The sequence below is a fragment of the Nitrospira sp. NS4 genome (assembly GCF_049546785.1).
Lineage (GTDB): Bacteria > Nitrospirota > Nitrospiria > Nitrospirales > Nitrospiraceae > Nitrospira_D.
Genome location: NZ_JBMWAN010000003.1, coordinates 295831 through 317765, shown reverse-complemented (window position 1 = coordinate 317765; position 21935 = coordinate 295831). Strand labels below are relative to the sequence as shown.

The window sequence follows — 21935 nt, the reverse complement described above, 5'->3', positions numbered from 1 at the left end:
CGCCTCAATCCTGTTGCGCCCGTTGATGGCCGAGGTCTCTGCTCACGCGTGCTGATCGCATTAGGCTCCTGCCGCTCCAACAGTCCGGTTGTGGTCATGGTTCACCCCCATGAGTGCATAGCATTCGCGGACAATGGTCTCCGCCGCCTCAATTCGCCTCATCCCCCGACTCTTGTCCTGCATCCTGCGCAGCCGGTCCGGCTGCTGCAGAATATCGGCAATGGTTCGGGCCAGCTGCGCCCCGGTCAGCTCGGGCTGCGGGAGCACGACAGCCCCGCCCGCCGCTTCCATCGCGCGCGCGTTCATCATCTGATGGTTGTAGATCGCGGTCGGCAGCGGAATCAGGATCGCCGGCTTCCCGCAGGCCGTCAGCTCCGCGATCGTCATGGCCCCGGATCTCGCCACCACTAAGTCGGCCCCCCGCAACACCCTCGGCATGTCGTACAGGAAGGGCACCACCTCGGCCTGCACCCCGGCTTGACGATAGGCCTCGGCCACCCGCGCATGATCGGCTTCACCGGTTTGGTGCGTGATGGACAGCTTTGGCAGCTTCTGCATCAGCGGAGCCAGGCTATCGATGACCGCGCTATTGATCGCCTTTGCTCCCTGGCTCCCGCCGAAAATCAACAGCCGTTGCGGGTCCCCGGTTGCCGATGGCTCCGGCCGAGTCGTGTCGCGGAGAAAGTCCTGGCGAATCGGCGTCCCCACCACACGCACTTTGCTCTTAGCAAACTTGTCAGCGGCCGAGTCGAAGGCCAGAAACACCCGCTGGGCCAATGGACCGACGGCAATGTTCGCCATGCCGGGATAGGCGTTCGGCTCCAGGATCACCCTGGCGATACCCCTGAGCGCGGCGGCGGCCAACATGGTGGGGCTGGTGTATCCGCCCACGCCGATCACGAGATCAGCTTTGTGCGCGCCGAGAATCCGCCAGGACTGCCAAATCCCGATCGGCACCGACAGCAGTCCCCGCAGGGCTTCTCCGAGGCCCTTTCCCATCACCGGCTTTGCCGTGATGAGTTCAAGCGGAAATCTCTCGTGGGCGAGCACCTTGGACTCGATCCCTTTCGTCGTGCCGACGAAGACGATCTTCGCCGAGGGGTCGCGCCGCAGAAACTCTCGGGCCAATGCGACAGCCGGATACAAGTGTCCCCCTGTGCCTCCCGCGGCAATCACGATCGTCATCGGCGACCGGACCTTCCGCGACCTGTTCGCGCTCCGCTCTCTTCCCGCCCGGCTTGGCGATCCCGTGAAATGTTCAGCAGAATGCCGACTCCGATCAAGCAGATGATCAGCGAGGAACCGCCGTAACTGACGAAGGGCAGCGTCAGTCCCTTGGTCGGCAGCAGGCCCGTGACCACGCCCGCATTCACCAGCGCCTGCACCCCGATCAACAACGTAATGCCCATCCCCAAATGCCGGCCGAAAGGCATCCTGGCCCTGGCCGCAATCTGAAATCCGCGCACCACGAAGACCGCGAAGAGGAGGATGATCGCCGCGGTCCCCACCAGTCCCAATTCTTCCCCCACCAGTGCCAGCACGAAATCCGTGTGGGCTTCGGGAAGAAAGAAGAGCTTCTGTTTGCCCTCGCCCAGCCCGACTCCGAACGGCCCGCCGCTGCCAAAGGCGAGGAACGACTGGGTAATCTGAAAACCGGCATCCGACGCGTCCTTCCAGGGAGCCAGGAACGTCAGCATCCGCTGGCGCCGGTAGCTCGAGCCGAGGACGAGCGCCAAAACGACCGGCGCTGCGCACAAGCCCAGCCCCAGGAGATGCTTCAGTTGCGCCCCTCCGAGAAAGAGCAGCCCCACGGTCACCAGGCCGATCACCACGACCGTCCCAAGATCCGGCTCCAGCAGGACCAGTCCGCTCAGGACTCCGATCACGGCCAACACCGGCACCAGGCCGGAGGAGAAGATTGTGATCCGGTCTTCCTTCTTCGTCAGATAGGCCGCCACATATATCACCGCGACCAGCTTGACCATCTCGGCCGGCTGAATCGAAATCGGGCCGAGGCGCAACCAGCGCCGTGCCCCTTTCGCCGACACGCCCAACGAGGGAATCAGGACCATCACCAGGAGCAGCCCCATGCATCCCAGCATGGGAATCGACAGACGCTTCCACCAGATATAATCGATGCGCGATGCGAGCTGGAGCAGCAGAAGCCCGAATGTCAGCCACGCCAACTGCCGCTTGAGGAAGTAACCGGAGTCGTGGAAGCGGTTCCCCGCCACCACGGCGCTCGCGCTGAAGACCATTACCAGGCCGACCAAGGCCAGGATGATCGTCACGATCAACAGCGTATGGTCCATCGGCACCCGGGTCTTCGCGGCGCGAAGACCCGTGGCGGGCCACGGCAATGCCAACGTCCCTGCGGCTCTCTGTGACATCGTCCAGTGTCAATTCTCCTGTGCCTTGCACGCTCAGGCGGGCAAGGATTGCACGAGGGCCTTAAACTGCCGACCTCGATCCTGATAGTCGGCAAACATGTCGAAACTCGCACAGGCCGGCGACAGCAACACCACCTCGCCGGGACCGGCGCCGTCCGCCGCCGCCTGGACTGCGTCCTTGATCGATGCGGCCCGAACGATCGACGGGAACCCCGCCACCGCATCGGCAATCAACGGCCCGGCCTCTCCGATGAGGATCAGCCCCTTCACCCGCTGCCTGATCGCCGGAGCCAGTCGGGAAAAATCTCCGCCCTTATCGCGCCCGCCGGCAATCAGCCAGATAGGCTGGTCGATACTCTCCAGCGCCTTCAGCGTGGCATCGACATTCGTGCCTTTGGAATCGTTCACAAATCGCACCCCGCGGCGTTCGCGCACAATTTCCAAGGCATGTTCAAGGCCGGGGAACGTCGTCAGCACGCGCGTGACGGCGTGGATCGGGCAGCCGCTCAACAAGGCGTAGGTCACGGCCGCCATGACGTTTTCGACGTTGTGGTTGCCGATGATCTTGATCTCGGAACGGCGGCAGACCTCCTGGCGAACACCCGTCACGGTCGTCACGATGCGATCGCCCTCCAGATAGGTGCCTCCGCTCAGGTCGGACGGGAGGGTTGACTGCCGGGTAAATCCAAGGACCCGGGCCTTGACCCCATGCCTGAGCGCCGCCACCCGCTGATCATCCAGATTGAAGAGCGCATAGTCGGTCGGCTTTTGATTCTCGAAAATCCGGCGCTTGGCTGCGACATACTCGTCGATCGACTCATACCGGTCTTGATGATCCACCGTCACATTGAGAATCGCGGCGATCCAGGGATGAAACTGATCAACCGTTTCCAGCTGAAAGCTGGAGACTTCCACCACGGCAACATCGTACGGACCAGCCAGGCCCTGCCGGGAAGCCTGCAACGACTTCTCCGCCGCTTCGCTGAGCGCCGTCCCGAGGTTGCCGCCCACAAACACCCGCTTCCCGCTTTCCTGCAGCATTTGTCCGATCAAGGTCACGGTCGTGCTTTTCCCGTTGGTGCCGGTCAGGGCGAGGATCGGCACGGAGAGAAACCGGGACGCCAGTTCCAGTTCGCTGATGACCTTGACGCCGCGACGACGGACCCGTTCCAATGCCTCCATCCGATAGGGCACACCGGGACTGATCACGACGAGCTCGGCCGCGTCCAGCGCGGTCTCATACTGACTGCCGACCGTCACGCCGATGCGCGAGCCGTCCAACTGCTTCAACACCGCCTCCAGCTCGCTACGTTCCTTCTTATCGGCCACGGTCACCAGCGCCCCTGCAGATTGCAGCAACCGGGCGGCAGCCACGCCGCTGCGTGCCAGCCCCACCACCGTCACTTTCGTCCCTGTCAGTTCCATACAGTCTTCACTCACCATCCCGTTACCGCAGCTTCAAGGTGCTCAGACTCAAAAGCGCCAACAGAATCGCGATGATCCAGAGCCGCACCACCACCTTGGGCTCTTCCCATCCCTTCATCTCGAAGTGATGGTGGATCGGGGCCATCAAGAAGATCCGCTTCCCGCGCGACTTGAACGACAACACCTGGAAGATGACCGACACCGCCTCGATCACGAACACGCCGCCGACCATCAACAACAGCAGCTCATGCTTGCTGATCACCGCCACGGTCCCGAGCGCCGCGCCCAGGGGAAGCGACCCGACGTCGCCCATAAACACGGAGGCCGGATAGGTGTTGAACCAGAGAAAGCCGAGGCTCGACCCGAGTATCGCCGCCGTGAACACCGCAATCTCGCCGGCATTCTCGATGTGCGGGATGAGCAGATAGTCGGACATCAACCGGTGCCCGGCGACGTAGGCCACAATCGTATAGGCCAAGGCGGTAATCATGACGGGCCCGATGGCCAGGCCGTCGAGCCCATCGGTCAGGTTGACGGCGTTTGAACTGCCGACGATCACCAGGACGGCGAACACGATGTAGAACCACCCGAGATCCGGCATGAAGTTCTTGAAGAACGGCACGCTGAGTTTCGTGGAGTAGCCCGGCAGAAAATACAAGGTGAGGGCGATCGCCAGCGCCACCGCCGCCTGCGCCGTAAACTTCTGTCTGGCGGACAACCCCTTCGATTGCGCTTTGATGAACTTGAGGTAATCGTCGGCAAAGCCGATCGCGCCGAACCCGATAGTCGCCGCCAACACCAGCCAGACATAGGGCTTGGTGATATCGGCCCAGAGCAGCGTGGAGAGCACGACGGCAAAGATAATCAGCAGCCCCCCCATGGTCGGCGTGCCGCTCTTCGCCAAATGCCGCTTGGGACCGTCATCGCGGATCTGCTGGCCCAGCTTGATCTCCTGGAGCTTCCGGATAAGCCAGGGCGCCAGCACAAAGGCGATGAGGAAGGCCGTCACCGCGGCATAGATGATGCGAAAGCTTTGGTAACGGAAGACGTTCAGAAACGAGAACTCGGTATGCAGCGGATAAAGCCAGTTATACAGCATAAGATCGCCATAGCGACGCTGGGGGCTTACAGCGTCCGACTGGTTGCCGCCCCTGGATGATTACGACGCTTTCCTCGCGACCCGCTTCGTACCCTGCAATGCGCTCACGACCTGCTCCATTTTCATGCCGCGCGACGCCTTCACCAACACCACATCGCCCTGTGCGACCATCGCTTTCACCGCAGTGGCAGCCGCGGCAGCGTCGGCTACTTCGAGCACGGCGCCGGGATTCATGCCGGCCCGGCGGGCGCCCTCGGCCAGGCCTTGCCCCAGGGAGCCACAGGCAATTAACTGCGCAATCCCCTGTTGCGCGATGAAGGCGCCGACCTCTTCGTGCATTCGCGCCGCGTTCGGCCCCAGCTCCAACATATCGCCCAACACTGCAATGGTCTTGCGACCCGCGCCGGACTGCGCCAGCAATTGCACCGCCGCCTTCATCGAGGCCGGATTGGCGTTGTAACAGTCGTTGATGATCCGCACGCCATGGCTCATGACGACCTGGGAACGCATGGCGGCCGGACGGAAGCGGGAGAGTCCCTGTGCGATCACCGCCCCGGAGATGCCCAATACGGTGCCCACTGCCGCGGCTGCGAGCGCGTTGGTCACATTGTGCGACCCCTGCACCTTCATACGAACGATGGTGTGCCGGACCTTCCCGGGCAGGAGCAGGCGGAAGATGGTGCCGTCTTTGCCATCGGACTTTTCCTGCACCGCCTGGACGTCGGCCTTCGGCGAATAGCCGAACGACACCACTCGGCAGCGGGCGCGGGCGGCCAGATAATCAAAATACGGATCGTCGGCGTTCAAAATCGCGGCGCCGCCCGGCGGCAACAAGTCGAGCAATTCCGCCTTCCCCTGCGCTGACCCCTCCATGCTGCCGAAGAATTCCAGATGATCCGGCCCGATATTGGTGATGATCCCGATCGTCGGCCGCGCGATTTCACACAACCGAGTCGTCTGCCCGACGTTATCGACCCCCATCTCGATCACCGCGGCCTCATGACGGGCCGTCAGCCGGAAGAGGGTCTGCGGGACGCCGATGCGATTGTTCAAATTGCCTTCCGTCTTCAAGACTCTCCATCGCTGGCCCAGAACGCTGGCGACCATTTCCTTTGTCGTCGTCTTGCCGTTGCTTCCCGTCACCGCCACCAGAGGAATGTCGAAGCGACAACGGTGGTGCGTGGCCAGTTGCTGATAGGCGAAGAGCGGATCGCGCACGCCGAGAATGAACGGCGAGGACTTCCCGCCGGTTTTCAGGATGGCCTGCGGCACGACATAGGCATCGTGCACGATCGCTCCGACCGCACCCCGCGACAGGGCCATCGCGATATAGTCATGCCCGTCGAACCGGTCGCCCTTGATTGCCACGAACAGGTCCCCCGAGCGGATCGTTCGAGAATCCATATTGAGGCGGCGAACGCGCTGCTTGGCCCACCGGGTCCCTTCGCCGGCGAGCACCTTCACGCTGATGACTTCCCGCAATTCTTCAACCGTAAACAGTGCCATGGAATCCCCGAACCCTACGGCCTCATGAATTGATCTATCCACCGCTCTTCAGCTGCTGAATCGCTTCACGCGCGACTTCACGGTCGTCAAAATGATGCTTCGTCGTGCCGATGATCTGGTAGTCCTCATGCCCCTTGCCGGCAATGAGCACCATGTCTCCCGCCCGGGCTTCCCGGACCGCCACACCGATCGCCTCGCGACGGTCCGCGATCTTGCGATACATAACCGCTGGCCGTTCCCGTAGCGCCTCAATGACACCAACTTCGACTTCGTCCAGAATCGACAGCGGATTCTCGGTGCGGGGATTGTCCGACGTCAGAATCACCATGTCGCTATGGGCGACCGCCGCACGGCCCATCTTGGGGCGCTTGCCTCGATCCCGGTCTCCCCCGCATCCAAACACCGTGATGATGCGGCCGGCTTTCAAGGCTTGCGCGGCCGTCAGGAGCCGCACCAACGCATCATCCGTATGGGCGTAATCTACGACGACGGTAAAGGGCTGTCCTGCCAGAACCCGCTCAAACCGGCCGGGGACGTTCGTCACGTGCGTGACCGCCTCGCCTATCTGTTGTATCGTCGCCCCTTCGTGCAGCGCCACGCCGATGGCCGCCAGCATGTTGTAGACGTTATGCTCGCCGACCAGGTGGCTCTCGACCAGGAAGGACCCGGCAGGCGTAGCCGCCGTGAAGGTTGTCCCGCCCAATGAAAGGCGGACAGCCTCCGCCCGAAGATCCGCCTTCCCCTTGATCCCGTAGGTCCAGACCGGCGCAGGGCACAGGGAGGCGATGCGGGTCCCGCTCGGATCGTCCACATTGATGATCGCCCGCTTCTTCGGTTTGGTCGTCCCGGTCAGCCCCACGAAGAGCCTCAGCTTGGCTTCAAAATACGCTTCCATCGTCTTGTGAAAGTCCAGGTGGTCCTGGGTCAGATTCGAAAAGACCGCCACATCGTATTCGCACCCGTTCGTGCGCTCCTGAACGAGCGCATGTGAGGATACTTCCATGACCGCCGTCGTGCAGCCGCCATCCACCATCTTCCGCAGAAGCTTCTGCAGCTCCAACGCGCCCGGCGTCGTGTGCGATGCCGGAAGCGTCTCGGCCCCGATTTGATACGCCACAGTCCCGATCAACCCCACTCGATTTCCGATGGCTTCAAGGAGCGATTTGCAGACATACGACGTGGTCGTCTTGCCGTTGGTGCCGGTGACTCCGATCATGCGCAAACGCGCCGACGGATCTCCGTAAAACCGGCTGCCCAGGAGGCCCAGGGCCTTACGCGAATCCGAGACTTGGATGTAGGGGCACGTCACTCCGGCGATGGCATCCTGCATCACCAGCGCCGACGCGCCGGCCGACAAGGCGGAAGCCACATACCGGTGGCCGTCCGCCTGCTCACCATTGACGGCGACAAACAAACTGCCGGCCCGAACCGTTCGGGAGTCGTCCGTGATGGCTGCCACCGGCACGCCGAGATCCCCCCTCCGCTCAAGGACATCCACCCGTCCTTGCAAGGCTTCGGCTAATTGTGCCAACGTCGTCGCCATGGCAGAAGCACCTGAGTTATCGATGGCCTGACGCCATCGCCAGTTTCACCGGTTCATTCGATGACACGCCCAGATAATTTAACACCTGCTCGCCCACCCGCCGGAAGACAGGCGCGGCCACCGCGCCGCCCCAGGCTTCCCCTTGCGGTTCGTCGATCACGATAATCATGGCGAGCCGCGGATTATCGGCCGGCACGAATCCGACAAACGACCCCACGAACTGCGTGGAAGAATAGGCACCGGTTCGCGGATCGATTTTCTGCGCCGTGCCGGTCTTCCCCGCCACCCGGAACCCGGGAATCGCCGCCTTCGTTCCGGTGCCGTCGGTCACGACGCCTTCGAGAATCGAGGTCACCGTGCGCGCCGTGTCCGCCGAGATCACCCGCCGCTTGGCCTGCGGCTCGATCTGCTTGAGCAGTTGTCCTTGCGCATCCCGCACTTCAGACACGACATAGGGCTTCATCAGGACGCCGCCGTTCGCCAGCACCGAGATCGCGGACACCATTTGCATCGGGGTGACGCCGATTTCCTGCCCCATGGAAATCGAGGCCAGCGAGCGGCGCCCCCAATATTTCGGATCCCGCAAGAGGCCACCGGCTTCACCGGGCAAATCGATATCGGTCCGCTGCCCGAATCCGAAGGCCTGCAAGTAGCGATACAGGCGCTGATCCCCCAGCGCCATGCCGGTCTTCGCGGCTCCGATGTTGCTCGACTTCTGAATGACCTCCGCGAAGGTGACCCAGCCGAGCTTCTCATGATCGTGAATGACCGTATTGGCGATGGTCATCCGGCCATTCTCGCCGAACACCATCGTCCCGGGTTTCATGACTTTTTCTTCGAGGGCCGCAGCAGCCACAATGGCTTTCATCGTCGACCCGGGCTCATACGCATCCGTCAAGGCTCGATTGCGCCAACGGCCCGGCGTGAGCGCGGCCACGGAGTTCGGATCAAAGCGCGGGCTGATGGCCAGCGCCAGCAGCGCCCCGGTTTGGGGCTCGAGCACGATCACGGTGCCGGCCTTGGCGCGCGTCTTGTTCATCGCCTCTTCAAGTTCTTTTTCCGCGATATATTGGATGACCTCGTCGATCGTCAGCGTCAAACTGTGACCGGACGCCGGATTCTGCTCCGCCTCGCCTTTAGGAAACACGACCCGCCCTAACGCATCCCGCTGCAGCACCGCGACCCGCTTCTCCCCGTGAAGGTGCGCCTCATAGCGGCGCTCCAGCCCTTCAAGCCCAGTTCCATCCATGCCGGCAAATCCCAGCACATGCGCCAATAACGGCCCCTTCGGATAGAACCGGCGCCCTTCCAGCACCGTCCCGATGCCCTCCATCGGCATCTGCTCCAGGCGATGTCCCTGCTCCGGATCCAATTTTCTCGCCAGCCACACGAAGCTGCGATCCTGACGCAACTTTTTCTCAAGCTCGGCCGCACGCACATGCAGGACCGGAGACAGCGTGCGGGCCGTCCGGGCAGGACTCTCGAGGGCGGTCGGAACACCAAACACGGACGGCACATCCATGTTCATGGCCAACACCTTTCCGTGCCGATCCACGATGGTTCCACGAGCGCCCTCCAGCGCAACCGTCTTCTGATGCTGCCGGTCCGCCTTGACGGTCAGCTCAGCCGCCTGCAATACCTGCAGACTGACCAGGCGAAACAGCACCACGCCGAATCCGCATAACAACACCACCAGCAGCACAAATCGGCGTGTGCGTAACGGCGAACCAGCCACTATCGCCTCCCACCTGGCATATCAACTTTGGCAATCCGGATCTCCGGCGCCTGGCGGGATGCCGCCGGCCAGTCCGCTGGCCCGGACTGCACCATCACCACCTGCCCCGGCTGCGGCAGGCTCATCCCGTACTTGTCTGTCGCCACCTTTGCGATGCGATCGGGGGAACTCAGGGTCGCCACTTTCACCCGAAGCTCGTCCCGCTCCCGTTCAAGCAGCACCTTTTCGTGCTTCAGCCGTTCGACGTGGTAGCCGAGGCGCACCATATCCACGCGCTCCCACACAAAGACAAACACGAGACAGAGCCCCATGAGCACCGCCAACATCTTCATTGGACACACTCCTTTGGAAGACGCTCAGCCACTCGCAACTTGGCGCTCCGCGCTCGCGGATTCTCCCGGCACTCCGCCTCGGAGGGCACCTGCGGCTTCTTGGTCAACACTCTCACTCGGGGACGAGGCTCCTCAGTCAAGGCGCGCAACGTGTGCTTCACGATGCGATCCTCGAGCGAGTGGAAGGAAATGACCGCGATGCGGCCCCCCGGACGCAACATATCCACCGCATCGTGAATGGCCGGCGCGATGACGTCCAGCTCCCGGTTCACCGCGATCCGAAGCGCCTGAAAAGTTCTCGTCGCACAATGAATGCGGCCGTGCCGGTATGCAGCAGGCACGGCCCCCTTAATCACCGCGACAAGCTCCTGGGTCGTCTCGAACGCCTTGTGAGCGCGCGCCTGAACAATGGCACGCGCGATGCGCCGCGAGAACCGCTCTTCGCCATACTGGAAAATCATATCGGCCAACTCGGCCTCGGGAAGCTCGTTCACTAACTGCGCGGCGGTGCGGGCACCGGCCCGGTCCATCCGCATATCCAGCGGGCCATCGGTTTGGAAACTGAATCCCCGCTGCGGATCATCCAACTGCGGCGACGACACCCCGAGGTCGAAGAGGACCCCGTCGACTGATTGAACACCCACGCTCCGCAGCAGCGGCTTCACATCCACGAAGTCACCTTTGAGCAAGATGGCGCGCTGACCGAATGTGGCCAACCGGGATTGACACGCTGCGAGCGCCTGCTCATCCCGGTCAATACCGACGAGGGTCGATTCGCTTCCCATTCTTCGAAGCAGCAATTCTGCATGCCCACCATACCCCACCGTCCCATCGACAAGGACTTGAGATCGTTCAGGATTGAGCCAATAGATGACTTCATCATGAAAGACAGGAACATGCTCGTACTTCCCCTCGATATACTGCCCTCCACTTATATCCACTTTCCCCCACTACCGGCGGAGTATACTCCCGTTTGACTCCTTGTCAATATTAAATTCATGCACTTACATCAAAATCTGGCCCGGGCCGGTTGCACTCAAACTTGATAGGACAAAGACCGTTTCCTTACCCTTGCCAGCCCCCTCAAAAACCCCTGTCTCGTGGCCGGATACCCCCCAGAGGCCTCCCTCCCCCTATTCGAAGACGAAGCTCCCGGGAAATCATGATGAGCCCAGCGCCCCCTGCGGAACGATATTCCCCTCGGGCTGCTATGGAGATTTGTTGCAAAAGGCGAATTCGTTGACTTTGCCGGCAGGCGAACGGACAATTCTTTCATGATGCCGTTCGTTCATAGGATACTCGCCTTCAGCGCTCTCTGGCTGATGCTCGTCATCCTGCTTCCCCTGATCCCTCGCCACGCTGCCGCCGCGCCGCCGATCGAATACTGCGAACAGAGCTCCCCCGACAAGCAACTGAGAGCCTCAAAGGGGAAGCCGTCGGCCGACACCGCCGGCTGCTCCCCGCTCGTCGAGAAAAAAGACCCTGCGCCAGGCGACGCCCGCACGCCGCGCACAGCGACCAGCGAACTGAAAATCGAGAACTTGCAAACCGAAGTCGTCGGCTTCCTGCAGAAATACCATCAGTTCATCGAATGCTGCCGCACGGACCTGGCGGAACTCGAACGGGTGGAAGAACTGGGCGACGAGGTGAACGAACTCCTGGCGATGGCCCAATCCGGGTTGTTCAGCGAGCATATGAAACTGCGGGGCTGGACCATTGCGGAATTGCTGCCTCCCGTCGCGCAAGCACGGGCGGACCTGAAGAGATTGCGCACAAGACTGGAGACGATCGGCGCGGCTCGAGACAAGCTCAACCAACTCGATTACGAATCGTCCGCCAAAGAGCTGCGCGCCATTCAAGAGGCCGAAGATTCCATCCGCAGCGATTTCCAGACGCGCCCCCTCCCGACAGGCCCTAAGACAGGAACCGGAATCGGCGCCGGTTCGACCGTTGGTCCAAACATCGGAAAGACGCCGAAAACCGGCGCGAACATTGGATCGGGGGGCGCGCTTGGAGCGGACGTGGGGGCCGTGCCGAGAACCGGAGGGGACATCGGCAGCAGCGGCCCGACCGGCTTTGATATCGGGGCAACAGGACGGGCGGGAGCGGCCATCGGCGAATCGTCGCTCAATCGGGAGCAGTCAGCGGTCGGATCCAGCCTGCAACCATCTACGGTAGGATCAAGTCTGGAAGATTCAACGATCGGGTCGAGCCTCGGCGGATCGACGATCGGATCGGGCCTCAACGATACCTCCGTGGGATCGTCGCTCGAAGGATCGTCCATAGGATCCAGCCTGCAGAATCGCGGAACGGCCCCGCGGTAACGGCCCACTTCTCGCCGCAATCACTGCGCAGTCACGAATTCGTGGGCACGACCGGAGGCATCACCTCCCAGGACTCTCCCGCGTCTTTGCTGCGATACAACCCGCTGCCGTTCGTGCCCGCATAGAAGAGCCTGGGGTCGGTCTGGCTCTGCGCGAGAGAGCGGATGTTCGTCGTGGCAAATCCGGCATTCATGGCTTTCCACGTCACGCCGCCGTCTTCGCTGCGATGCACCCCTTCCCGCCCGGTGATATAGACCACACCTTTCTTCGAGCGATCGAGCAGCATGGAAATGATCATCTGATCCGCCAGCAATTCCCCGATACGCACCCACGATTTCGCCCCGTCCGTGGACTTGTAAAGTCCCGCCAGCGTCGCGGCATAGACCGTCTCCGGTTCGAAGGCATCAACCTCGATGGCCGTCACATTCAGCGCGCGGGACGACTTCACCATCTCCGGCGGCACCAGGCCGTTGTTCACCTTCTCCCAATGGCCGGCCTGATCGATCGACTTGTACACGCCGCCGCTCGTCCCCGCATAGAGAATCGACGGCCTGGTCGGGTCCATCTCCAGCGACACGACCATCAGCACTTCCTTCATCCCCTCCATCCGCTTCGTCCAGCTGTCGCCCGCATTCTTGGACTCAAACACCCCCATCGTCGTCGCGGCAAAGAGGTGGGTATTGTCATCCGGATCGATGACGAACTGGTTCACCACCGAGGAGATCGTCGCATCGTCCAACCCGGATCGCTGCGACACCCAGCGCTGCCCGCCATCGTAGCTCTTGTAGACCGCATCGCCCTTCGTCCCGGCATAGACCGTGGCGGGATAGACCGCATCGATCGCCATGCAGATCACGCGGGAATGGCTCATCCCGCGCGAGAGATTGGCCCAGGTCTGCCCCCCGTCGCGCGTCTTATAAATGTAGTCGTTCGTGGCGACGTAGATAATGTCCGGATTCTTAGGATGGAGCTGAATGACGACGATGGGATCGCTGCGATTGCAGCCGGCAAGTGAAAGTGCAACAAGAAGCAGTACCGAGAGGGATTTCAGCATCGCATGGTTCCCAAGGGAGGCGGCGGGGACCGTTCTAAGTGCGCGCATCCACCGAGCACCTCCCTCAATTTAACAATACGATCATTCTTGTGTGCCGCGGTGGGCGAGCACAGGAACGATCCCCGCCGCCTCAACCCCGTCGAACAAGCCAACTACCTGTAGTTCGTAAACTGTAAATCCACGCCAAAATCTTTCCCTTTGAGGAAGGTCATGGTCGCCTGCAGGTCGTCCTTGCTTTTGCTGAGCACCCGCACCTGCTCGCCCTGAATTTGCCCCTGCACCTTGAGCTTGGAGTCCTTGATCGCCTTCGTAATTTCTTTGGCCTTCTCCGATGTCAGCCCGCTCTGAATCTTCGCCGTCTGCCGCACCGTCCCGCTCAACGCCGGCTCCACCGCGCCATAGTCGAAGGCCTTCAGTGACACCCCGCGCTTCGTGCACTTCGTCTTGATGATCTCGATCACCGCGTTCAGCTTGTAATCGTCGTCGGAGACGACCACCAACTCCTTCTCTTTTTCCTTCAGCGTGATCTCCGTCTTCGAATCCTTGAAATCGAACCGCTGCTTGATCTCCTTCGTCGCCTGATCCAGCGCGTTCTTCAACTCCTGCATATTCACTTCCGACACCACATCGAACGAAAATTGATCCGCCACGATCCCCTCCTTCTTTCACCCTACCAACCCCAAGGGGCAGCCCGGTCGATCTCCTACTGCGCGCATGCACCGAGCACAGCCCCTGATATCATTATTTAATCAATCCGCGTGCGCGGGGCGCGAGCACAGGAGATCGACCAGACCGCCCCCTCAACAACACCCGCCCCCGTGCGGCAGCTTATACCCCTTCCCATCATCCTCACGGCAGATCGCCGTCTGCATCCGTCCCGCCGATCCGCCGCCGGCCAGCACCAGGACTTCGCTGCTCGTGAACGGCTTCTTCAACACCACATACCCGTACCATTGCCGCAGGCTGTCGATCAAGACGATCAGGGCCAGGAACGCCACCGCCGCAACCAACACCGCATCCAGATACAGCGCAAACGCCTGCCCACCGTCCTGCAGCTTCGCCGCCTTCCCCATGAAGAGCCCGAACATCTGATAGGACCCGATCAGCGTGATCGCTCCGACGAACAGCATCGGCACCGCCGTAATCCAGAGGAACTGCGCCTTGCGCATCTTGATCAGCACCGTCGTCCCGATGCAGAGCGCCAGCGTCCCCAGCAACTGATTCGCCGCGCCAAACATCGGCCAGATCGTCGAGATACTCCCCGTGCCGATCAGGTAGCCCCAGGCTCCCACCACCAGCCCGCTGCTCGCCAGCACCCCCGGCCACCAATTGATCTGCCGCAGCGGCGCATAGACCCGCCCGCCCATTTCCTGAAGCAGATAGCGCGCCACCCGCGTGCCCGTATCCATCGTCGTAAGAATAAACAGCGCTTCAAACACGAGCGCGAATTGATACCAATAGGCCATCAACCCCGCCATCCCCGGCAGGGCCGAGAAAATCGAGGCCATCCCGACCGCGAGCGACACCGCCCCGCCCGGCCGTCCCGCCACATCCACTTCCACCAACTGCGACAACTCCTGAATGCGCGAAACCGGGAATCCCATCGACGCCAGCTGCTCCGGCGAGAGCATCGTGTTGATCACGAAATAATCGCCGGGAATCAGCACCGAGGCCGCAATCAGCGCCATCACGCCGACGAAACTTTCCAGCAGCATCGCCCCATAGCCCACCGTCGCCTGCGACTCCTGCTCGATCATCTTCGGCGTCGTGCCGGAGGAGACCAGCGAATGAAAACCAGAGACCGCTCCGCAGGCAATCGTAATGAAGAGAAAAGGGAAGAGGGTGCCGGGAATAATCGGCCCGCCGCCGGCGGCAAATATCGTGACCCGCGGCATTTCAATCGTCGGCGCCATCAGCACCACTCCGAAGCCGAGCAGGAACACCACCCCGAGCTTCATGAAGGTCGAGAGATAGCCGCGCGGCACCAGCAACATCCAGCAGGGCAAGATAGAAGCCAGGAATCCATAGCCCGCCAGCAGCCACACCAGCGTCCCGCGCTCAAACTCCAGCCATGGTGCCAGCGCCGAATGGGCCACCGCATGCCCCGAGATCACCGCAGCAATCAACAGCACGACCCCGAGCAACGAGACTTCCCCCACCGCACCGGGGCGAAACTTCTGCAGGTAAAAGCCCATAATGAAGCCGATGGGGATCGTCATCGCAATCGTGAACGTCCCCCAGGCATTCCGATACAGGGCATTCACCACCGCAAAGCCCAACCCCGCCAGCGCGACCACGACGATGAAGAGCACCGCGACCGCCGTCGCCGTGCCGGTAATAGGGCCCAGTTCATCGCGGGCAATCTCCGGAAGCGAGCGCCCGTTGCGCCGCATCGAGGCCACAAGGATCACAAAATCCTGCACCGCCCCGGCCAGCACCGCGCCGATTACCAGCCAGAGAAAACCAGGGAGAAATCCGAACTGGGCTGCCAGCACCGGCCCGAGCAGCGGCCCCGCGCCGGCAATCGCCGCGAAATGATGACCGAAGAGGACGTATCGATTGGTGGGGTGGAAATTGACACCGTCGTTCAACCGCACCGCCGGCGTCACATACCGATCGTTGAGATCGACCACCCGCCGCGCAATCCAACGGCCATAGAAGCGGAACGCGAGCACGTAGATGCACGACGCCGCGACAACCAGCCACAGCCCATTCACCTTTTCTTCGGGATGAACGAGACCAGTCACAAAGGCGAGCGCGACAGCGCCAAGGGCCGCAAGCAGGCCCCAAATCAAGATGAGCAAGTGTTTCACGCGGCGCATCCTAACAACCCGCCAAGCGCTTGTAAATCAAAAGGCTTCTCGCTATCCTTACTCTGTTATGCAAGTACCTCCACCGCAGAGAGATGACCATGCCTTCGGCCAAAGAGCAGATCGCGAAAATTCTTCAGGACCAGCCTGACGACAGCTCCTACGATGAAATTCTTCGGGAATTGGCTTTTGCCCGAATGATTGAGCGAGGCCTTGCAGACTCCGATGCAGGACGAACGATCAGCCATGAAGAGATGGGACGCCGTATCAGGACATGGCGGAGCTGACCTGAACAGCGGAAGCCCAACGATGGCTGCGCGACATCCACGACTTCATCGCGCACGATAATCCCGCAGCCGCAAGCCGCACGGTCGAAACGATCTATCTCAAAGCCGAGATCCTTCGAGAGTTTCCTGAATCAGGGTACCGGTACTGACAACAACCTGACCGGCACATCTGCATTCTGCTCCACGGGCACTACCGAATCGCGTATGTGATCAAGAATAACTGAACGATCGACATCCTCGGCGTCTTCCACGGCGCGCTCAGTATCGACCGTTACTTGCTATAGAAAACCTACCCGAGATTTACCAGGGGCATACGATACTGGTTCACTTCATCCACCTGCTTCGCCAGCCACCAGCCATAGAACAGGTTGACACCTTCCTGCCCGCGACGTAGCCTGTTTGAGCCCTGAGGACGAAAAGAATTTGCGTGCCTAACTTGCCTGCTGCCGGTTTCAAAGACACCGATCTAGGTGCGTGAAGAAACCGGGAGCAGGCCAGAGAATGAGCCGTGAAGACGCTAAGACACCCCACATAAGTAAATGGAAATTCCCATGTTTAACTCTCAGCCTCCTGCCAACGAACTTAACGCTAACCGAACGGATATGCTGATTGCGCTCAGCAAAGGCACACTCAATAGCATCCCCTATATCGGAGGGTTAGTTGCCGAAGTAATCGGCACCATAATTCCCAACCAGCGTATTGATCGCATTGCAGGAATGTTGCAAGCGCTCGAACAGAAGGTGACAGAGCTCGATAAGACATTGGTATCCAAACGCTTCACGGATCCTGGTTTTGTTGACCTATTTGAAGAGAGCATGTACCAAGCTGCTCGTTCTATTAGTAGGGATAGACTCGAGCATATTGCGGCATTGATCAAAAACGGCCTAGCTGAGTCGGACGAGAAGGCAATACAGTATAAGAAGCTTATTAGTCTTCTTTCCGCCCTAAATGATACTGAGATCATTATTCTGCGATCTCATGCTAAACATCCCAAAAGGGATGCAGAGTTTTGGGATCGCCACAAGAAGGTGCTCGAGCCAAGGCTAGCTACCCATGGCTCCCCACAGGAGGTGCTCGACGAGGTAGCCATTTACGAAAGCTATACACAACACTTGGTTGGCCTAGGACTGCTTTGTAACAGCTTTGAACTTTTTCGCCAAGGAGAGATCCCCGAATTCGACAAGCGAACAGGTATGCCCAAGGCAAGCGGCCAGGACATAACGAACTTGGGCAGACTCTTACTTCGCTCAATAGATCTGATCAAACAAGATGATTACTAGTGGCCATGCGCTGGTTGATCCGCATCACCTTTAGCTTGTTTCTCCTCGCGCTGATCGGTGTGGGGTATCAGCTCGTCGGCATGGTGCAGGACCGGAAGCAGTACCCGCCTCCCGGCCAACTCATCGACGTCGGCGGACATAAACTTCATCTCTACTGCACTGGTGAGGGCAGCCCCACGGTGATCTTGGAGGCGGCAGGGCCTGGCTGGTCGGTCTATTGGTCAAAAGTCCAACCAGATCTCGCGAAGGTTACGCGGGTCTGTTCTTATGATCGTGCGGGATTCGGCTGGAGTGACGCAGGCCCCTTGCCACGAAGCGGCGAACGGATGGCCGATGAACTCCACCAACTCCTGACGCGCGCCGGGATCTCCGGCCCCTACGTGCTCGTCGGCCATTCTCTCGGCGGCTTCATCGTGCGGCTCTATCGCCAGGCCCATCCGGACGAGGTGGTCGGAATGGTGCTGGTGGATGCGGGACATGAGCGGCAATTCGAGCAGGAGGAGTTCCGCAAGTTCGTCGCGCCCGGCAGGATCGTCTTTCCGATCATTCGCGCGGTCACAGGCTTAGGCCTGACTCGCCTCTTGATCTCGCTGGACCTCTCGCCCTCGTTCTTCAGCGAGCAGGAAAAGAACGCGTCTGCCGAGGTTCGCCCGCTGCTCCGAACCGGGTGGATGCAGACGCGCTACTTCAAGACGATGGCCGACGAAGGCGAGGCCCTCCCGGATACCTGCGCGCATGTCCAACGCCTCGGATCACTCGGCGATCTCCCGCTCACGGTCTTGACCGCGACAGGACCAACCTGGTGGCCCGACCTGCCGCCCGACATCGACCCGGCGAAGTTCCGGGAGATGTGGCTCCACTTTCAGACCGATCTCACGAAACTCTCCACCAACAGCCGCCAGGTCTTCGCCGACCGGAGCAGCCACTTCATCCAATTCGACCAGCCGAAGCTTGTCGTCGAAACCGTTCGGCAGATGGTCGAAACCGATCGCCCCAAACCCACCACGAGCCCAAACTCTTCGCAACCATTGCTTCATCAGGCAGCCAACTTAGCTCCCTGATTCGCTCTGGCCTTTCCCCCGATCTTGCAGTTTCCACTCGTTTCCGTCATATAGGCCCCATGCTCACGCTGATCCAATTCCCCTGGTCGCCGTTCTGCATCACGGTGCGGCATATCCTTGAACGGAGCGGGATTCTGTTCCGCCTGCGCAACATCCCCTATCACGAGCGGGCCTCCATTATCAGGGCCACGAACGGACGTGGGTATACGGTGCCCTGCCTCGTCGATGGGAAAGATGCGATCTGCGACGCCACTGATTTTGGACAGGAGGTCGCACGCTACATCGACCGGCGCTACCACCTCGATCTCTTTCCAAAAGAGCTCGACGGTATTCAACTGATTCTCTCGCGCTATATTGAGCACGATCTGGAGTCGGTGGGATTCAAAGTGAACGATACTTATGTGATTCCCTCCCGCCCCTTGGTCGAGCGCGTGATGCTCATTCGCCACAAGGAACGGAAGTTCGGAAAGGGCTGCGTTCAGGAATGGACCAGCCATCGCAAGTACCTGTGCGGTCAATTTGCCGAACTCCTGGAGCCGATCGACAATATGCTGGCGGCCTCGCCGTTTCTCCTGGCCGATCGCCCGCTCTTCGTCGATTATGATCTATACGGCGTGCTTGGCAATTATCTCTTCAACGGGAAAACGAAGCTGCCCAAGCTGAAGAACCTCCGACGCTGGCACCGCGCCATGAGCGGGTCCACCTAAATACCATTCCCCATTCCTCACCCTGCGATGGCTGATTCGGGTCACCGGCAGCCGAACTCACGTGTTTATGGCTAATGGCCAGATCCCAACGTTTGACAGACCGGCCGCTGTTCGCTACTTTGTGTGTAATCGCTACACATGGAAGCGGTCATGCCAACGAATCTCGCCATTGACGATGCCTTGCTCGAAAAGGCCCGCCGGATCGGCAAGCTCCGCACCAAGAAAGAAACCGTCACGGTCGCCCTGGAAGAATTTATCCAGCGTCGGCGCCAGCGGCACCTTCTGAAGTCCCTGGGAACCTTCGACTTCCGAAAGGACTGGGACTACAAACAGGATCGGCAAGAGCGTGAACCGCGTCGTTGACACCTCGGTCTGGTCACTCGTGCTCCGGCGGCCCCGGGTCGATGATTCCAATATTCATGTCCACACGTTTCCACTCAGCTCGAATCGAACAACAGGATCTTCCTTCTCGGGAATATCCTCCAGGAACTCCTGGACGGGCTTCGGTCCGACAAACAGTTTGATCGACTGATACAGCTTCTTGAGCCATTCCCTCTCCTCGATCTTGATCGCTCGACCTACGCCGCTGCGGCCAACCTCCGGACGGCGTGCCGCCCAAAAGGCGTGCTGGCCGGCCCCATCGCTTTCTTGATCGCCGCTGCCTGCTGCCAGCACGGCTATCCTCTTCTGACAACAGATCGAGACTTTTCTCGCATCGCCAACCATTGCAATTTGGTCATTCTCCCCGAATAGTCACCGACCAACCGCACTCACTAATGCACGCAACTTTCTCACCCGCCTACCCCGGCCGCGCCGGGACACGTCCTTGCCCCAAGGAGCACCGCGTATAGTTTAGAAATTCGGGTGTTTCAGAATTTCGTGTGGGCCAGTGAGAAGGGTGCCCGTTTGGATTGACGCCAGTATTCCCAGCTGACCCCTCCTTCGTAAGGAGGGGGGGGAGGGGAGGTCGAATCCTGAGAACGGCTGCATGGATCAGTGGGCCAACCACCTGCGCGCCGCTGCCGGCGAGATCCTCTACCCCGCCTTCCCTCCCCTTACAAAGGGGAGGGCGAGAAATAGGCACCAGCGAGAAGAGTCTGATCAACGGGATGCCTGACCTACTCGATATCCGGAAGCGCCGAAATTCGATGGTTCCCGCGTGCGCGGGGCGCGAGGACAGGAAATTAACCAGGCCCCCCTCTCTCCCCCTCGCCCCTCCAACGGGGGATAGGCCCGCGGCCCGCAGCCGGGCTACACTCCCTCCACCATGGAACAGACTCAGGAGCAGACCAAGCCCTATCAACGAGCGCACTACCGCCTGCCGCTGCCGGTGTCGTATCCCGTCATGTTTGCCGGAGCCGACGCGATCGGCGAGGGTACCGTGACCAATCTAACGGTCCTGGGCTGCACGATCGAATGTGCCACGCCCCCGTCTCAAGCGGGCAACCTGCTACTTCGTTTGATTCTTCCCGATCGGCCCGAGTCGCTGCCGATCGACGGAGCGGAAGTGCGGTGGGTGAAAGATAACCAGATTGGGGTGCAGTTTACGAACGTGGAGCGGGCGGCGAACCTCCGCCTCCACGGGTTTGTCTGGGACCGGATGATCGAACGGCTCACCACCATGAAGCAGCAGAAGTCCTCACCCTCTCAGTCCTGACGGGCCCCGCGTTCCTCGCTCACTGCGCAGCACGGAATCCCGATCCGGACCGGATACGATAAAAGAAGGGGGCAGACCCTCTACACCAGGCCTGCCCCCTGGGAACGCCTCTCTCGAACTTACGCGACACCGATCTCCTTACGCCGCCTTCGGCAGCGAAGCGAGATCGCGATGTCGATTCTTCCTGACGGGCGGTTGCACGGAGGTGGACACGGTGCTGGACTCGGAAGACAAGGTCCAGAGTCCCATCAGAAGCACCGCTATCGCTCCAATTGCAACCAGTCCGGCATCAATGACCGAACTCAAATCCATCATCGTGTTCACCCCCTTTCTTCCTCAGCGTGTATGGGCACGCTGGTCTTCCTGTCAGAAAAGCCCGTGCGCCAAGGATCTCACCTGAGTGGTCGAAGACCCTCCGTCTCGTCCCGCCGACGGTCTTCCGGCGCACTTCTCCGCCATACGTCCTTCATCCGGCCGAACACTCGGGAGCGGCCCCTCCCGCCGGGCGTCTCCTGCTCTTCGCCCGGTCTCTCTCCCTTCCGCCATTTCGCGAACCACACTAACGGTCTCATCACCCGTCTCCTTTGCTCGCATCCTATGTCTCCGCCCTCTGCCTGAGAGGCCGGTTCCCCATGCACCCGGATCGCCTATCCTGGAACATCGCAGGGAAGAAGGCCCCACCGATCGAGGACATCGGTGAGGCATCACAGACCGGTCATCCTGAA

The 21935-nt window shown here is 60.7% G+C and carries 20 protein-coding genes and 1 pseudogene; 8 read left to right on the top strand and 13 right to left on the bottom strand.

Going from position 1 to position 21935, the window contains the following annotated elements; translation table 11 throughout:
* Positions 1–60: 60 nt before the first annotated feature.
* The 9 genes from murG to rsmH are packed head-to-tail and all read right to left on the bottom strand — an operon-like array spanning position 61 to position 10965.
* A complete protein-coding gene (murG, locus tag ACO9S2_RS10220) occupies positions 61–1185 on the bottom strand; it encodes an undecaprenyldiphospho-muramoylpentapeptide beta-N-acetylglucosaminyltransferase (RefSeq protein ID WP_423721910.1) in 1125 nt (374 codons plus the stop codon).
* Entirely contained in the window at positions 1182–2390 is a 1209-nt protein-coding gene (gene ftsW, locus ACO9S2_RS10215) for a putative lipid II flippase FtsW (RefSeq protein ID WP_423721909.1), read from the bottom strand. The genes murG and ftsW overlap by 4 nt, the downstream gene beginning before the upstream one ends.
* Positions 2391–2423: 33 nt before the next feature.
* A complete protein-coding gene (murD, locus tag ACO9S2_RS10210; protein WP_423721908.1) occupies positions 2424–3815 on the bottom strand; it encodes a UDP-N-acetylmuramoyl-L-alanine--D-glutamate ligase in 1392 nt (463 codons plus the stop codon).
* A gap of 22 nt (positions 3816–3837) precedes the next feature.
* Complete coding sequence (gene mraY / locus ACO9S2_RS10205) at positions 3838–4914, bottom strand: phospho-N-acetylmuramoyl-pentapeptide-transferase (RefSeq protein WP_423721907.1); 1077 nt, start codon at positions 4912–4914, stop codon at positions 3838–3840.
* Positions 4915–4974: 60 nt separating this feature from the next.
* Positions 4975–6420 (bottom strand): UDP-N-acetylmuramoyl-tripeptide--D-alanyl-D-alanine ligase, encoded by a 1446-nt coding sequence (locus tag ACO9S2_RS10200; RefSeq protein ID WP_423721906.1) that lies wholly within the window; start codon positions 6418–6420, stop codon positions 4975–4977.
* A 34-nt stretch (positions 6421–6454) separates the two neighbouring features.
* Positions 6455–7963 carry a UDP-N-acetylmuramoyl-L-alanyl-D-glutamate--2,6-diaminopimelate ligase gene (locus ACO9S2_RS10195; protein ID WP_423721905.1) on the bottom strand — a complete coding sequence of 503 codons (1509 nt, stop codon included), beginning with the start codon at positions 7961–7963 and terminating at the stop codon, positions 6455–6457.
* 16 nt (positions 7964–7979) lie between these two features.
* Positions 7980–9698: a peptidoglycan D,D-transpeptidase FtsI family protein gene (locus tag ACO9S2_RS10190; protein ID WP_423721904.1), complete on the bottom strand. Its 1719-nt coding sequence runs from the start codon at positions 9696–9698 to the stop codon at positions 7980–7982.
* On the bottom strand, positions 9698–10030 hold the full coding sequence (gene ftsL / locus ACO9S2_RS10185) for a cell division protein FtsL (protein WP_423721903.1): 333 nt from the start codon (positions 10028–10030) through the stop codon (positions 9698–9700). Before ftsL ends, ACO9S2_RS10190 begins: the two co-directional genes overlap by 1 nt.
* Positions 10027–10965: a 16S rRNA (cytosine(1402)-N(4))-methyltransferase RsmH gene (rsmH, locus tag ACO9S2_RS10180; RefSeq protein WP_423722491.1), complete on the bottom strand. Its 939-nt coding sequence runs from the start codon at positions 10963–10965 to the stop codon at positions 10027–10029. The genes ftsL and rsmH overlap by 4 nt, the downstream gene beginning before the upstream one ends.
* A gap of 339 nt (positions 10966–11304) precedes the next feature.
* Here rsmH and ACO9S2_RS10175 point away from each other — a divergent pair, with 339 nt between their 5' ends.
* Positions 11305–12354 (top strand): hypothetical protein, encoded by a 1050-nt coding sequence (locus ACO9S2_RS10175; protein ID WP_423721902.1) that lies wholly within the window; start codon positions 11305–11307, stop codon positions 12352–12354.
* A 31-nt stretch (positions 12355–12385) separates the two neighbouring features.
* Here the strand turns inward: ACO9S2_RS10175 and ACO9S2_RS10170 are convergent, their stop codons facing one another.
* From ACO9S2_RS10170 to ACO9S2_RS10160, 3 genes are all read right to left on the bottom strand, one after another.
* Complete coding sequence (locus ACO9S2_RS10170; RefSeq protein WP_423721901.1) at positions 12386–13456, bottom strand: WD40/YVTN/BNR-like repeat-containing protein; 1071 nt, start codon at positions 13454–13456, stop codon at positions 12386–12388.
* A gap of 104 nt (positions 13457–13560) precedes the next feature.
* Entirely contained in the window at positions 13561–14058 is a 498-nt protein-coding gene (locus ACO9S2_RS10165) for a YajQ family cyclic di-GMP-binding protein (protein ID WP_423721900.1), read from the bottom strand.
* Between the two features lie 150 nt (positions 14059–14208).
* Positions 14209–16125, bottom strand: a complete 1917-nt coding sequence (locus ACO9S2_RS10160) for a carbon starvation CstA family protein (RefSeq protein ID WP_423722489.1) — start codon at positions 16123–16125, stop codon at positions 14209–14211.
* Positions 16126–16522: 397 nt separating this feature from the next.
* On the opposite strand from ACO9S2_RS10160, the pseudogene ACO9S2_RS10155 reads away from it, so the two are divergent.
* From ACO9S2_RS10155 to ACO9S2_RS10125, 7 genes and pseudogenes are all read left to right on the top strand, one after another.
* Positions 16523–16654: pseudogene (locus ACO9S2_RS10155) on the top strand (type II toxin-antitoxin system RelE/ParE family toxin); the annotation flags it as partial.
* Between the two features lie 390 nt (positions 16655–17044).
* Positions 17045–17785: a hypothetical protein gene (locus ACO9S2_RS10150; RefSeq protein WP_423721899.1), complete on the top strand. Its 741-nt coding sequence runs from the start codon at positions 17045–17047 to the stop codon at positions 17783–17785.
* 5 nt (positions 17786–17790) lie between these two features.
* Positions 17791–18846, top strand: coding sequence for an alpha/beta fold hydrolase (locus ACO9S2_RS10145; protein ID WP_423721898.1), 1056 nt, complete (start codon positions 17791–17793; stop codon positions 18844–18846).
* A gap of 59 nt (positions 18847–18905) precedes the next feature.
* On the top strand, positions 18906–19553 hold the full coding sequence (locus tag ACO9S2_RS10140) for a glutathione S-transferase family protein (RefSeq protein WP_423721897.1): 648 nt from the start codon (positions 18906–18908) through the stop codon (positions 19551–19553).
* A 150-nt stretch (positions 19554–19703) separates the two neighbouring features.
* On the top strand, positions 19704–19916 hold the full coding sequence (locus tag ACO9S2_RS10135; RefSeq protein WP_423721896.1) for a type II toxin-antitoxin system VapB family antitoxin: 213 nt from the start codon (positions 19704–19706) through the stop codon (positions 19914–19916).
* A gap of 96 nt (positions 19917–20012) precedes the next feature.
* Positions 20013–20306, top strand: a complete 294-nt coding sequence (locus ACO9S2_RS10130; protein ID WP_423722487.1) for a PIN domain-containing protein — start codon at positions 20013–20015, stop codon at positions 20304–20306.
* A 514-nt stretch (positions 20307–20820) separates the two neighbouring features.
* Positions 20821–21210, top strand: coding sequence for a PilZ domain-containing protein (locus tag ACO9S2_RS10125; RefSeq protein WP_423721895.1), 390 nt, complete (start codon positions 20821–20823; stop codon positions 21208–21210).
* A gap of 138 nt (positions 21211–21348) precedes the next feature.
* On the opposite strand, the gene ACO9S2_RS10120 is transcribed toward ACO9S2_RS10125, so the two are convergent.
* Positions 21349–21525, bottom strand: a complete 177-nt coding sequence (locus tag ACO9S2_RS10120) for a hypothetical protein (protein ID WP_423721894.1) — start codon at positions 21523–21525, stop codon at positions 21349–21351.
* Positions 21526–21935 lie beyond the last annotated feature (410 nt).

What these genes read in the sequence shown, in the direction of transcription:
- murG (WP_423721910.1), bottom strand. Translation starts at nt 1,185, where the DNA reads ATGACGATCGTGATTGCCGCGGGAGGCACAGGGGGACACTTGTATCCG.
- ftsW (WP_423721909.1), bottom strand. Translation starts at nt 2,390, where the DNA reads ATGTCACAGAGAGCCGCAGGGACGTTGGCATTGCCGTGGCCCGCCACG.
- murD (WP_423721908.1), bottom strand. Translation starts at nt 3,815, where the DNA reads ATGGAACTGACAGGGACGAAAGTGACGGTGGTGGGGCTGGCACGCAGC.
- mraY (WP_423721907.1), bottom strand. Translation starts at nt 4,914, where the DNA reads ATGCTGTATAACTGGCTTTATCCGCTGCATACCGAGTTCTCGTTTCTG.
- ACO9S2_RS10200 (WP_423721906.1), bottom strand. Translation starts at nt 6,420, where the DNA reads ATGGCACTGTTTACGGTTGAAGAATTGCGGGAAGTCATCAGCGTGAAG.
- ACO9S2_RS10195 (WP_423721905.1), bottom strand. Translation starts at nt 7,963, where the DNA reads ATGGCGACGACGTTGGCACAATTAGCCGAAGCCTTGCAAGGACGGGTG.
- ftsL (WP_423721903.1), bottom strand. Translation starts at nt 10,030, where the DNA reads ATGAAGATGTTGGCGGTGCTCATGGGGCTCTGTCTCGTGTTTGTCTTT.
- ACO9S2_RS10175 (WP_423721902.1), top strand. Translation starts at nt 11,305, where the DNA reads ATGATGCCGTTCGTTCATAGGATACTCGCCTTCAGCGCTCTCTGGCTG.
- ACO9S2_RS10170 (WP_423721901.1), bottom strand. Translation starts at nt 13,456, where the DNA reads ATGCGCGCACTTAGAACGGTCCCCGCCGCCTCCCTTGGGAACCATGCG.
- ACO9S2_RS10150 (WP_423721899.1), top strand. Translation starts at nt 17,045, where the DNA reads ATGGAAATTCCCATGTTTAACTCTCAGCCTCCTGCCAACGAACTTAAC.
- ACO9S2_RS10145 (WP_423721898.1), top strand. Translation starts at nt 17,791, where the DNA reads ATGCGCTGGTTGATCCGCATCACCTTTAGCTTGTTTCTCCTCGCGCTG.
- ACO9S2_RS10140 (WP_423721897.1), top strand. Translation starts at nt 18,906, where the DNA reads ATGCTCACGCTGATCCAATTCCCCTGGTCGCCGTTCTGCATCACGGTG.
- ACO9S2_RS10135 (WP_423721896.1), top strand. Translation starts at nt 19,704, where the DNA reads ATGCCAACGAATCTCGCCATTGACGATGCCTTGCTCGAAAAGGCCCGC.
- ACO9S2_RS10125 (WP_423721895.1), top strand. Translation starts at nt 20,821, where the DNA reads ATGGAACAGACTCAGGAGCAGACCAAGCCCTATCAACGAGCGCACTAC.
- ACO9S2_RS10120 (WP_423721894.1), bottom strand. Translation starts at nt 21,525, where the DNA reads ATGATGGATTTGAGTTCGGTCATTGATGCCGGACTGGTTGCAATTGGA.